General features: G+C 49.6%; 14 protein-coding genes. 5 read left to right on the forward strand and 9 right to left on the reverse strand.

Annotated elements, in window-relative coordinates:
- Positions 1-138 precede the first annotated feature (138 nt).
- The 6 genes from QSJ10_RS08450 to QSJ10_RS08475 all read right to left on the reverse strand — a co-directional run bounded on the left by QSJ10_RS08450 (position 139) and on the right by QSJ10_RS08475 (position 5,781).
- Positions 139-873 carry a CaiB/BaiF CoA transferase family protein gene (locus QSJ10_RS08450; protein WP_033017082.1) on the reverse strand — a complete coding sequence of 245 codons (735 nt, stop codon included), beginning with the start codon at positions 871-873 and terminating at the stop codon, positions 139-141.
- A gap of 24 nt (positions 874-897) precedes the next feature.
- The gene (gene aroD / locus QSJ10_RS08455) at positions 898-1,671 is read right to left on the reverse strand and encodes a type I 3-dehydroquinate dehydratase (protein ID WP_014196097.1); all 774 of its coding nucleotides are present in this window, start codon (positions 1,669-1,671) and stop codon (positions 898-900) included.
- Between the two features lie 12 nt (positions 1,672-1,683).
- Positions 1,684-2,442, reverse strand: a complete 759-nt coding sequence (locus QSJ10_RS08460) for an IclR family transcriptional regulator (RefSeq protein WP_121625905.1) — start codon at positions 2,440-2,442, stop codon at positions 1,684-1,686.
- 594 nt (positions 2,443-3,036) lie between these two features.
- Positions 3,037-3,837 (reverse strand): ExeA family protein, encoded by an 801-nt coding sequence (locus QSJ10_RS08465; protein ID WP_289492947.1) that lies wholly within the window; start codon positions 3,835-3,837, stop codon positions 3,037-3,039.
- Complete coding sequence (locus QSJ10_RS08470; protein ID WP_061567316.1) at positions 3,830-5,083, reverse strand: IS481 family transposase; 1,254 nt, start codon at positions 5,081-5,083, stop codon at positions 3,830-3,832. Before QSJ10_RS08470 ends, QSJ10_RS08465 begins: the two co-directional genes overlap by 8 nt.
- 152 nt (positions 5,084-5,235) lie before the next feature.
- Positions 5,236-5,781: a DUF6431 domain-containing protein gene (locus QSJ10_RS08475; protein WP_049625295.1), complete on the reverse strand. Its 546-nt coding sequence runs from the start codon at positions 5,779-5,781 to the stop codon at positions 5,236-5,238.
- Between the two features lie 228 nt (positions 5,782-6,009).
- Between QSJ10_RS08475 and QSJ10_RS08480 the strand changes: the two genes are divergently transcribed.
- The 4 genes from QSJ10_RS08480 (at position 6,010) to QSJ10_RS08495 (ending at position 9,276) form a co-directional block, all read left to right on the forward strand.
- The gene (locus QSJ10_RS08480) at positions 6,010-6,303 is read left to right on the forward strand and encodes a helix-turn-helix domain-containing protein (protein ID WP_080985650.1); all 294 of its coding nucleotides are present in this window, start codon (positions 6,010-6,012) and stop codon (positions 6,301-6,303) included.
- Positions 6,297-7,106: a hypothetical protein gene (locus QSJ10_RS08485; protein ID WP_289492948.1), complete on the forward strand. Its 810-nt coding sequence runs from the start codon at positions 6,297-6,299 to the stop codon at positions 7,104-7,106. Before QSJ10_RS08480 ends, QSJ10_RS08485 begins: the two co-directional genes overlap by 7 nt.
- Positions 7,099-8,292: a hypothetical protein gene (locus QSJ10_RS08490; protein WP_289492949.1), complete on the forward strand. Its 1,194-nt coding sequence runs from the start codon at positions 7,099-7,101 to the stop codon at positions 8,290-8,292. Before QSJ10_RS08485 ends, QSJ10_RS08490 begins: the two co-directional genes overlap by 8 nt.
- Positions 8,293-8,400: 108 nt before the next feature.
- Positions 8,401-9,276 (forward strand): IS982 family transposase, encoded by an 876-nt coding sequence (locus QSJ10_RS08495; protein ID WP_289492950.1) that lies wholly within the window; start codon positions 8,401-8,403, stop codon positions 9,274-9,276.
- 321 nt (positions 9,277-9,597) lie between these two features.
- Here the strand turns inward: QSJ10_RS08495 and QSJ10_RS08500 are convergent, their stop codons facing one another.
- The 3 genes from QSJ10_RS08500 to QSJ10_RS08510 all read right to left on the reverse strand — a co-directional run bounded on the left by QSJ10_RS08500 (position 9,598) and on the right by QSJ10_RS08510 (position 11,601).
- Positions 9,598-10,281 carry a hypothetical protein gene (locus QSJ10_RS08500; RefSeq protein WP_259463356.1) on the reverse strand — a complete coding sequence of 228 codons (684 nt, stop codon included), beginning with the start codon at positions 10,279-10,281 and terminating at the stop codon, positions 9,598-9,600.
- A gap of 228 nt (positions 10,282-10,509) precedes the next feature.
- On the reverse strand, positions 10,510-11,361 hold the full coding sequence (locus QSJ10_RS08505; protein WP_053532839.1) for an HAD family hydrolase: 852 nt from the start codon (positions 11,359-11,361) through the stop codon (positions 10,510-10,512).
- A gap of 21 nt (positions 11,362-11,382) precedes the next feature.
- The gene (locus tag QSJ10_RS08510; RefSeq protein WP_147432153.1) at positions 11,383-11,601 is read right to left on the reverse strand and encodes a hypothetical protein; all 219 of its coding nucleotides are present in this window, start codon (positions 11,599-11,601) and stop codon (positions 11,383-11,385) included.
- A 130-nt stretch (positions 11,602-11,731) separates the two neighbouring features.
- On the opposite strand from QSJ10_RS08510, the gene QSJ10_RS08515 reads away from it, so the two are divergent.
- Positions 11,732-12,145 carry an EamA family transporter gene (locus QSJ10_RS08515; protein WP_023633522.1) on the forward strand — a complete coding sequence of 138 codons (414 nt, stop codon included), beginning with the start codon at positions 11,732-11,734 and terminating at the stop codon, positions 12,143-12,145.
- Positions 12,146-12,349: the final 204 nt, after the last annotated feature.

Here is a 12,349-nt window from a genome sequence, read left to right on the forward strand (position 1 = left end):
ATCAAAAGTATAAAGGCTGGCGGCAAGCAGTGTCAATGCAAGTCGTGGGCTACCGGGAAAACAAACTTCGAAACAAAAAACCCGGCAGCCTCGCACAAGGCAAGGAGCCGGGAAGACGGCAAGCCGCCGTTCGTTCATTCATATGATCTCGTTTTCTCGCAGCCGCTCAATGTCTTCCTTGGACATGCCAAGCATCGTTTGCAAAATCTCTTCGGTATGCTCGCCTAAATCCGGAGCAGTGCGGCGGATGGCGCCTGGTGTTTTTTCGAATTTCGGCACAATGCCGGGCATTTTAATTTTGCTAAGGCGCGGATGGGCGACTTCGATGATGTTTTCCCTTGCTTGGTAATGCGGATGCTCAAAAATATCTTTAATGCTCAAAATCGGGCTGACCGGCGGACGGTCCGGATACCCTTGCAAATACGTAAACCCGCTGAACGCCGTCGCCGGCGTGCCGAATCCGGCTTTCTCGCGAAACGGACCTGTTTGCCCGTAGCCCGAGACGCGAATCATCACCAGCTTCGGATTGATCCGCTTCAGTTCTTCATATCCGCCGCCCCATTTTTCGAGCTTGCCGGGGCGGAAATTTTCGATGACAATATCGACGTGGCGGACAAGCTCTTTAAAAATATTCATTCCTTCTTCTTTGCGCAAATCCAACGTGAGCGACCGTTTATTGCGCGCCAGTCCGGGCCAGCGGAGCGGCTCCCCATCCTTGAACGGCCCGACATGGCGGAGCGTATCCCCTTTTCCTGGCAATTCCACCTTGATGACATCGGCGCCAAAATCACCGAGCAAAACCGCCCCAAACGGCGCCGCGATCATTGTCGACACATCGAGCACTTTGACGCCTTCCAGCGGCAAACGCGCCATGACAATCTCCTCCCCCATTTCGATTTATTGTCCGTATGTCATGATGACCGACAACGCGGTCCGGACGTCTTCAATCGGAATTTGCCCCGGCGCCGAGCTTTGCCGTCCGACTGCAAAGGTGACGGCAGAGCCGAACAATCCGCCTGCCAGGCGGGTGATGGCGCCCAATGCCCCCATCGACATCGTGATCAGCGGGATGTCCACCTCTTTTCGCGCTTCTTCCGTCGCCTGCAGCAGCGTGAGCACATCCCCCCGCGTTTTCGGCATCACAGCTGCTTTCGCGATGTCGGCGCCGCATTGTTCCGCTTGACGCATTTTCGCGACAAGCTCTTCCTTCGATGGCGTATGATCAAAATTGTGGTAAGACAACACAAGGCGCACTCCATAGCGGCGCGTCAGCTCCCGGACGATCGGGATGCGCGGCCCATGGGCAAGCTCGTAATCAAGCAAATCGATCGCCCCGCTTTCACAGACGGTTTCAAACAACCGAATCTTTTCCTCTTCCGTCAACGAAATCGGTTGCCCGCCTTCCTGTTCGGAACGAACCGTAAACAAAATCGGGATGTCTCCGGCAATCGCCCGCATCTTTCTCGATGTGGCCGCCACTTCCTGTTCGTCCCGAATCGCCTCGAAAAAGTCCGCCCTCCATTCAATGAGATGCGGCTTTTTCTCCGTGATTTGCCTTGTTTCCTCCAACACTTGCTTCGCGTCCGCTCCGACGACCGGGGCGCAAATGCACGGTTCGTCTCCCCCGATCAAGACATTGCGCACACGGACAGCACGCTTTGCAATCGCCATATGCTCTCCCCCTTATGGTCGATAACCTAGTTTTTCGGAAATGGCTTGTGCTCCTTCTTTTACGAGCCTCTCGAACTGTTCCATCACTTCCCGTGTAAATCGATGCGCCGGCCCAGAGACGGACAAGCAGGCGCCCACTTCCCCGCGGATGTCGAAAATGGGCGCCGCAACGGCCGCAGAGCCGACTTCCCGTTCATCGACGCTGGATGCCACACCGCGCTCGCGAATCGCCTCAAGCTCCGCCGTCAGACGATCCAATCGTTCCTTTGTCGGCACTTGCGCAAAAATCCGCTCTTGAACTTCGGGCGATTGATAGGCCAACAATACTTTTCCCCCCGCCCCCGCCCAAAGCGGCAGCCGCTCGCCGATTCTCACCATATGGCGCAGCGCCTGAAGCCCCTCGCACTGTTCGACGCAAACGCGGGCATCTTGTTCCAGCACGTATAAGTTCACCGTCTCCCGCGTCTCGTCGCGCAGCCGCTCCATCACCGGCCGCGCGATTTCCCGCACTTTAATCGATTTGCCGGCAATATATCCTAAATAGTACAATCCTTGTCCAAGACGGTACTTTAACGTCTCCGGATCTTTGACGACCAAGCGGTTTTGCTCCAGCGTGGCGAGCAGGCGCGTCGTCGTCGATTTGGCGAGCGAAATCTTTTTCGCAATTTCCGTGAGTGATAGCTCTTGTTCCTCGAGGGTAAAACAATACAAGATGTCAATGGCCCGCTGCACCGTGCGCAAGCCGGCTTCGTGTTTTTTTTCTTCCTGCACCTGTTTGTTTCCCCCCTTCCTTATGTTCCGTTCAACGGAATTTCATTTCTTTCAGTGGAACATTACTCCCATTTTAGCATCTTCATTCACCGCCGTTCAAGCTTTTTTTCGCGTTTCTTTCCTTTTTGCTTTCAACAAGAGAAAGGGCGGCGAAGCCTTTTTTCATTTAAACGTCTGTGTGAAGGGACATATGCTGCGTTAGGCCTGTCTTCCTGCCCGTCCATTGTCTGAACGGATTGCATAAACAGTTCAAATTTTTCAGTAAGTTATGGACAAACGAAAGCGAACTTTGTTATAATCCATTCAATAATTCCGTTTAAAGAAAACAAGTTACATACAATGGAACAAAAAAGAGGGGGGATGATCAGCGAACATTTGAGAACCGATTGTAAACTAGCACATTATTTCAGAATCCCTTTTTCAAATTATTTCAGGCGGATTCGGAAATAATGTGCAAAATTTTTGCGGATTGTTCCGGATTTTGCACATTCTTTCGGAACGTTTGCACGCTCTTTCAGATGAAGATTTCCAGCGCGCCTGATGGACCGATGGAAAAGAAAAAGCACAAAAGAGGCCGATTCGGCCCCTTTCATGCTAATACCCCATTTCCTCTGCGGCCATGCGCACCACTTCTTCGTCAATGGCGTCCTTTTTCAGCTGATACCCGTATAACAGGCACGTCGTGGCCAACGTGTTGATCACCCGAGGCCATCCCCGCGACTGCAGTGCAATCGCCTCTAACGCCGATGGAGTGAAGATCGGATGCTTCGCCCCGGCCTGTTTCATCCGATGTTCGATGTAGCCCGCCACCTCTTCCTTCTCCAGCGGCCCCATCCGGTATCGCATGATGATCCGCTGGTCGAGAGGGCGGTGCTGATTGAGCCGCAGCTTCCCCTGTAAATGGGGCAGCCCGGCCAACATCAAGACAAATGGGTTGGTCGAATCCATCTCAAAGTTGAACAAGATGGCGATGTCTTGTAAAAAGGCATCCTTGGCCAAATGCATCTCGTCCAAAATGAACACCGGCGTGATCCGTCGTTCATGATACAATCGCTCGATCGCCTGCTGGATTTGGCGGAAGAGATCTACCTTGCGATACTTCGGTTCCTCTCCTAATCCCAAGGCCAGTCCACGGTAAAAATCCATCACGCCTCCGGTGGATAACGGAAAGTAGACGACATGATACAATGATGGATTCAATGACTCTTTCAGCGCCCGAAGGGCGAACGTCTTGCCCGCCCCCGGCTCTCCGATCAACAGCCCGATCCCCCGGGTTCGTTTCACGTACTCCAGCGCCCGCAACGCTTCCTGAAATGACGCCCCTTGATACGCCTCGGACGGGTCTGTTTCTTTCGCAAACGGCTCCCGCGAAAGGGAGTAAAACGATTTATACACCGTGTTCTCCCTCCTTCGCCGGAATCGCCGCAAAAGGGGACCGATGGCGTTTTACATAGGCGTTGTCCTCCAAACGCACCCGAACGGCCTCCGCCACCCGTTTGCCATCTTCGTACACATAGACGCCTCGTTCGTCATAGCGGAGCTCAATCGATTGCCCAATGAACCGAGGCGGCACTTCGTATAGCTGTTTATTCAGGGTGATCGTGCCATCGGCTTTCACCTTGCGGTGCTCCCGTTTCAGAAAAATCGCATCCAGCCAATCGCCATCTTCGATGAACGACACGAGATGCACTTGCGATTGAAACACCTCATGCGGCGTTTTTCCGTCCAGGGAGGCGTGCGGTTTTCGATGATACTCCTCTTCAAGCCACTTCCAAAAACGCTCGTTCAACTCGTCAAGCGATTTCGGCGGATTCAGCCCCAACAGTGGATAAAACCGCGTCTGTACGGTGCGGAAGAACCGTTCGATTTTTCCCTTGCTTTGCGGGTCATACGGCTGGGTGTGGATGAGTGTAATCCCCATCTCGGCGCACGCATACTGCAGCACCTCGGACCGATAAATTTTCCCGTTGTCCGAGTAAATGCGCTTCGGCTTCCCGCAGCGAAGCACCGCTTCCTTCGTGACGATCCGCAGCCCGTCAAACTTCTCCGAAGGGAAAAATTGGGCATATGGCACTAACCGCGAGCAGTCATCGATATACGCGATCAAAAACGTTTTCTGGGCTTTCCCATGGACGCGAATCGTGGGTCCATGGGATAAGTCCCCTTGCCATAGCTCATTGATCTGGTCATACGCAAAACGCTTTCGCTCCGGCATCGGCAAGATTTCTTTTCCCACCAGGTTGTGTTTTTTCAACAATCGGTATATAGTAAAGTAAGAGGTATGATTTTCTGGGATTTCCCCCTGCTCGATCAGGTGTTCGTAGAACACCGTCACGGGCATGGTGGGATGTTCTTTTCTTAGGGCTAAAATATGATCCTCATCATCGGGCGACAGACGCCTTGAGTGGCCGCGGTCCGAACGGCGCTTCGGCTTTAAGGCGTCAAAGCCCCCTTTTTTGTATCGGGTGCACCAATCGAGGATCGTCTTGGCTGCGATTCGTTTGTCGCCCTGGTGGGGAACATGGTGCACTCGCTCGCTCACCTCTTTCAGATACGTCTTCGGTTCCACCTGCCCATTCACCAACGGAGCGATTAGCCCGTACCGAAACAGGGCAATGTCGTGTCTCATCGACTCATCCATTCGAATCTCCTCCTTGTCTCACTTGGAATCAGGACCGTTCCGGTCCGTCTGCCCTTATCGTACCGGATCGCTTTTTCTCCGTCGATAGGAAAGGTTTGTGGGAACCTCAACTATTTCCAATTTAGGATATATATGTAAAATAAGGATCCCATTTAATTCGCAAAAGGGTGTCGGAATCCGTCCTCCCACATGTCTCTGATGACCGAATCAAGACCGTGTTTCTCCAACGTCCGGATCCACCAGGAAGCCCGTTCCTTTTCTTTTTTCACGATAGGGCCTATGATCCTCCACCGCCTCGCAAAAAAGCTATGAAGGCTTGATAGGTTTCGGTAGAACCGTCGGACATAAAAGATGATGCCGTCCTTTGTCAGGAGGAACGGAGCCCGGTTCGTCCCCTCGGTCAATCCCAACTGCTCTTTCACGACTTGCCATATGGCGGACAACGTATACTGAAAATACGGGAGGAGAAAGGAAGGCAGCACACTCACCGTCTTCAAGCATTCCCGACAGCGATACCGGACAATCCAAATGCGATCATCACCATGTGGGGTCAATGCGTTTCGCTCATCGTAACCGTGGCGGTGCAACGGGCGCTTGGCCCGGCAATGCGGACACTGTGTCAGAAGAGGGAAGTCGTTTTCTTTTCCACGCTCTGCATACGTTTGGACGTCAATGCCAAAGTCATGAAATTGAATCACGTCCTCCTCCCCTCCTCTGAACCGATGGATTTTCTCTTCCGAAATAATTCACAAAAAATTTAGCACATTCTTTCAGAAAAGGGGAGAGGGCTTTCTGAAGGAATGTGCAAAAAAATGGCTCTTTTGTTCCGAAATAAAGTGATAATTTACATTAACCTTCGCATAAGCGGTGCCCACTCTGGTTATACTGCTCCTAAGGAAAAGCATGAGAAAGGAGCGGAATTCTGCATGAAACGTCTCAACATCACCGACAACCATGGATGGGTGCCCCGGAAACTCCGCAAGCAGGAACGGAAGATCAAAAACGCTCATCTCCGCCAACGTGTGATGGCCGTCCGCCTGGTCATGGAAGGCTATTTGGACAAAGACGTGGCCTCCATGGTCAACGTGTGCCGCCAAACCGTTTCCCATTATGTGTCGCTGTTTAACGAAGGGGGCCTGGAACTCCTGCTTCATCGGGATTTTGCCCCTGGGCGAGAGCCGTTTCTCACCGAAGCATTGCGGGAGTGTCGTTTATGTTAAAGTTTAAGCGTCATTTATTATTGGTTTCTTCTTTTATGATTTTTAATTTTTTCCTTTTTTTCATTCACCCTTTTTTTGCTTATGCAAAATCTATTTCCACACCTTATGGAGTGTTGACGGATTTAGGTCCTAAGGTGCGCAATATCTCTGTTAATACTTCACGTGCCGCCATGGATAAAAAAGGAAATTGTTATTTGTATATGATTTTGCACGGAACACCTACAGTACTAGCTGTTTTAGACCTCAATACGGGAAAGGTCAAGAAAACATTTCCACTCTTGGATTCCACTGCTGCTTGGGCCATGGACATAGATGAAGGGGGAGTTTTATGGATTGGCGGCACGAATAAAGGCAGTATTTATCGCTTTGATCCTAATATGTTTTCATTCAAGAATTTTGGTAATCAATTAGGCGGTTCTAAAGAAGTAGCTATTCAAGATATTACACATTCTAATCAAAAATTATTTGCAACAACCGCATATGGGGCTAATTTCTTTAGTTTTAGTAAAGCTAAAGGAAAACGTGTCAGCGGCTTATCACCTTTAGAACCGGGTAAGAAATTCGCAAAATCAATTGTGTATGATCAAGGTTCCAATACTTTGTTTATTTCGCTCGGAGCAAAAGCGAATTTGCTTAAATGGAATCTATCGACAGGTAAAAAAGAACATATTTTACCGCTTAAATATCAGTCCGAAACATATATCTATAAGATGAGAATTGTGAACCAGTATTTGTTTGCCCGCATGTATCCGAGCGAGAAAATTGCCGTGTATGATATGAAAAAAAAACCGTTTCGTGGCTGAATTTCCTGCAAGTTCAATCGTATCTAACAAGAATCCTTTTAAGAATGAGGTCTATTATACATATAAAGGGAAGTTTTACCGTTTTGATTTGAAAACGTTAAAAACTTATAGAACTAACCTTTCGTTGCCTCCATTTACCGAAGCGATTTCTTTGGACTTCGTGAAAAAGAAAAATGGAGAAACGGTCTTAACAGGTCTTGTAGATAATGACGGGCGTTATTATGAGTTGAATCCGATTCGGAATAGGCTTGTCATTCGTAAACCTACTTTACCGGCTCAACCCGTTAATTTATACACAATGACGCAAAGTTTAGATGGGAGCAAAATTATTATTAACGGTTATATGTCAGGTGGCTTGTGTATTTACGATGTGGATACGAAAAAAGAAATTGAGTTAAAACCTGTTAGTCAATTAGAAACGATACTTGTTACACCTGGAAAAATGTATTTAGGTGCTTATCCGAAAGCTCGATTGCTTGAGTACGATTTAGCATCGAAATGGAAAGGATATCCAATAAATCCCAGAAAGTTACTAAATCTTTTGTCATATGGTCAGACAAGAATTACAGCTTTAATTAAAAAAGATAATACTCTCTTGCTTGGAACATATCCGGAGAATTCAACCGGAGGTGGTGTGCTTGCCCTTTATGATACGGTTTCGGGCAAATCAACAGTTTATCCAAACTTTATCAATAATCAGAGTATTATATCTCTTTTAGCGTATAAAGATGGCTATATTTATGGGGGAACATCTCGTCACGCCAACTATAAAGTGTCAAAAGAGCCGGCAAGATTTTTCCGTTTTAAACTTGATAATCCAAAGCGGGTCGAATTTTTACCAATACCGTTAAACAGTGTCATGATATCTTCTTTAATTGAGGGACCTGATGGAAACATATGGGGAATGGCTAATGGGACACTGTTCCAATACAACCCTTCGACGAATTCATTTAAAACTAAGCAAATTTTAAAAGCGATTTCTGGTCGCTTCAAAAATGCCGTTTTAGTAAACGGAAAAAATGGTTTATTGTACGGTACTGTTGAAGGGAAGCTTTTTGAAGTTGATCCATCTACTATGAAAGTAACTATTTTGCTTGATCATAATGCTTGGGATTTAGCAATAGATAAAAATGGTACTCTTTATGTAAGAAACTTGGAGAGATTATATTCTTTTCAGAGAAAATAGCAGTATACCCGTGGTGCTAGATAAACTTGAGCAAGCATAAAAATAGCCCTTGCTGGCGGATCTCCTGTAGAATGAAAGTGCGACCTGCCATTCGAAAGGAGAACCCCCATGCAAGAGCACTTTCATTTTACTACAGATCGGGCCAAGATTCAAAAGCAATATGCCGCCATTTTCGTTTTTGTTTCTGCTCAACTTTCATGCATTCAGGTGCATCTTCATCGTCGAAATCGCCATTTGGTCAAGCAAGAGGACGTTGTCATCATCGCCATTCATCTTTTAGGAAAGCTGCTCGGTTTTACTTCACGGGCATGGCATCGTTTTGTCACGGGAAATTTGTTCACAAACGGCTCGTTTCTCGAACGTTCCCGGTATAACCGCCGTTGCCGGGCGCTTGGTTTCGCCATCAAATGGATCCGTCATGAGCTGGCAAAACGCGGTCAACATCATGCCTATGCCGTCGTGGACAGCTTGCCGCTCCCATTGTGCCATACGGCAAGAATGCATCGCGTCAAACGGTTTCAAGAGATCGCCGACATCGGGTATTGCGCTTCCAAAAAGCAATGGTACTACGGGTTGAAGCTGCACCTTCAAGTGACCGATCAAGGGCTGCCAATGGGGTATGTGGTGACGGAAGCATCTTGCCACGATCGAATCGCAGCCGAAAGCGTGATGACCCAAATTCCCCACCCGTATAACTTTGGGGACAAAGGATTCATTAGCCGTGACTTGCAAAAAAGGCTGTACGAAGAATACCAAATGGCGCTTTGGACTCCGTCTCGAAAAAACCAGAAACATCGTGCGTCTGAGACATGGGAGCAGTGGATCCAACAAAAACGCAAAGTGATCGAGACGGTGTTCTCGGTTCTGGTTGATCACTATCGCATCACGGGGATCCGAGCCAATTCGATTATCGGATTTGAAGTGGCACTAGACGGTATATTGTTAGCTTATTCCCTGGTTACACTTGGGCTAGTTGAGCGATAAAGCTCAACTAGCACCACGGGTTAAATAAAAAATCCTTTGTTTTGACCTTGTTAGGGTGCGAAATGTGAGATATAAAACAAAAGAATGAAGATTAGATCGATCTAAAAACCTCCAGAACAAATCTTCTTTGTTTCCATTTTTAAGCAGACGATCCCGAGCGCACCAACTAGGCACGCCTATTTATTAGATCGATCTAAAAAAGAAATGACAAACAATTCAATCGATTCGATCTCATTATATCGTTCTGCTGAAAACGCTGTCAACCTAAAAATCTTCTTTCTTTGAAAAAAAGAAGGAAACGACCCCACAACGCCATAGATATCAGCCGAAAAACAGCCGCTCCGCCAACAGCGCAATGCCGATTCCTCCGGCCATATAACCGAGCGCAAACGGAACATTCCTCCTGCCGATCCGATACGGATTGTCCCCCAGCTCCTCCGCCAGCAAAGAAACAGAAATATTGTACGGGCTGTACATGACCGTCGCCAAACTGCAACAAACGAGCACAATCGACAACGGCACCGCCGGAACAAGCAGCGGCATGAGCAGCGTCAAGTTGACCAACGGATGAAACCCAACAAACGACGTCGCGAAAAAATAAACGGCAATCATTCCATACAGCCAGACGGAATGTTCCGCCCCGACGCGAAACCAGCCTCCAAGCCCAGCGAGCAGCGGAGACCGGGCCAGCATCTCGACAAACAACCCGGCTCCTAAAAACATGAAAAAATAGTTTCCCAATCCCTCTGTCCGCTCTTTCCAATGGCAGAGCGCCATCACCGCATACCGCTTCACCCGGCGCACAAGCAGCGCCCATCCGAAACAAAACAATCCAACACCAAATGCAAAAAACAGAGCTCCCGACACCTGGTACACCCCGCGGGCGAAAAACGTGGACACAATAAACGCTGACAGCGCTGCAGTTCCCATAGCATCGTGAACGGGGGCCGTCTCGACAAACTGGACCACCATATACAGCGCCACCGCCGCTGTATACACCGGCACCCACCACATTCCAATTCAGTCTTGAATGCGATCGTGCGTCATTGTTCTCCCCTTTCGTTGCCATACGTTGAGATGATGATGCGACTGTTGTCCATAAGCGGCGAAAACGATTCCCCTCTCCGACAGCACACATTCACGTTTCAGCAGACGGGGCAAGCACCGGAAACCTGAGCCTCTCTACATCCAAAGCGATGTGGTGAACGTCCAATCGAAAAAAAACGGGTGCCGCTACACCCGTTTCGCAAGCAGCCGCTCAAGCCCCGCCGCCACCCCATCTTCTTCGTGGGAGGACGTCACCATGTCGCAGATGGCTTTCAGCTCCGGCTCGGCATTGTCCATCGCCACGCGATAGCCTGCGACCTTAAACATCGACAAATCGTTATGGCTGTCGCCAAAAGCGACCGTGTCGCGCACATCGATGCCGTAATGGGCGGCGAGCTGTTTGAGCGCCTCGCCTTTTGTCGCCCGTTCGTTGTTCATCTCAATATTGTGCGGGTGCGACGAGGTAACCGTGACACCACGGAGCGCGGCGAATCGCGACGCTGCATCACGCAGCCGCTCGCGGTCGAGGGCGAAAATCAGCAGCTTATACATCACCGTCTGCGGGTCGTCCCACACCGTGCGGATGTCATCAACATACATCACCCGCGCCTGCTGGAACTGCTTGTTCACGAGCCACTTCACCTCTGGCGCCGCATCGGCCATCCCGGAAGCGAGCGCCTCCCATTGGGCGCGGTTGTGCAGGCCGACATAGACCGCATCGCCCGTGTACGTTTCGCAATACAAATCGGACTGTTCGCGCACCCACTCAAGCGTCGGACGGACGATTGTCCGCTCGAGCGGCGCCTCGCTGATGACCGTGCCGTCTTCGAGCGAAACGACCGCGCCGTTTAAGCTGGCAATCGGGCAGATAATGTCCGCCTCGCGAAGCGGGGCGAGCGCGTCTTTGCGCGCCCTCCCTGTCACGACGGCGACAATGTGGCCCTGCGCCTGCGCTGCGGTGATGGCCGTCCGGTTTCGTTCACTGATTTTTCCTTCCCTGTTTAATAGCGTTCCGTCCATATCGAGTGCAATCAACATCTCTGATCCCTCTTTCTTTCGTCATGCCAAAAGCGGCTGGAAAAACGGTGTTCCGACAGAAGCCGGGGCTAGTGGAAAGTTGGAAATATCCACCCTCTTCTCTCCGTACGTCAGCGCCTGACTCCATCTGCTCTTGTTCTGCAACGCTTCCTTTTTATTCTGATAGCTGTCGGGTTCTTCGATCACAAACGGTGCGAACCATTGGCGCACTTCATCAGAACGAGGGGGATTTGTGCTCATCTTAACGCCCAGCTCGCAAAAGTGGTGCTTGCCCTCCATTATAACAAACGAACGGAAAAATGGCGAAATGTTCTTCCTTCTCATAGTATAATAGATGAGAAAAATTCTCAGCGAAAGCGAAGGGATCGATATGTGGATCGTGTATGCTTTGTTGGCGGCGGTGTTTGCGGCGCTGACATCGGTGCTGGCGAAAATCGGCATTGAAAACGTCAATTCCCATCTCGCGACCGCCATTCGCACCGCCGTCGTGCTTGTGCTCGCATGGATGATCGTCTGGATGACAGGCGCCCATCAAGGCGTCAAAGCGATCTCAACGAAAAGCTGGGTGTTTCTCTGCCTCTCAGGAGCAGCAACCGGATTGTCGTGGCTTTGTTTCTACAAAGCAATCCAAATCGGCGATGTCTCGCGCGTCACCGCCATTGACAAGTCGAGCTTGGTGCTGACGATCTTGTTTGCGGCGATGTTTCTCGGCGAACCGCTGTCCGCGAAAGTGGTGATCGGGGTGCTGCTCATTACCATCGGGACATTGATCATGATGTTTTAGCCAGCCGCCTTCTCAATCGTTTAGCCTGTTCTTCTCGAAATATTGCCGTCATACTCAATTTTGGCAGTTTTCCATCAAGCCTATAGACAGGACAAGCCAAAAGATATTATGATAAATTTTATAGTGACCTAGAGCTTTTCTCCGCCCTCCGCATCATTTCGGCATAGATGACAGCTTTGGGGATCACCTTATGAAATAAGGTCT

This window comes from Geobacillus stearothermophilus ATCC 12980 (assembly GCF_030369615.1).
Taxonomy (GTDB): Bacteria; Bacillota; Bacilli; order Bacillales; family Anoxybacillaceae; genus Geobacillus; species Geobacillus stearothermophilus.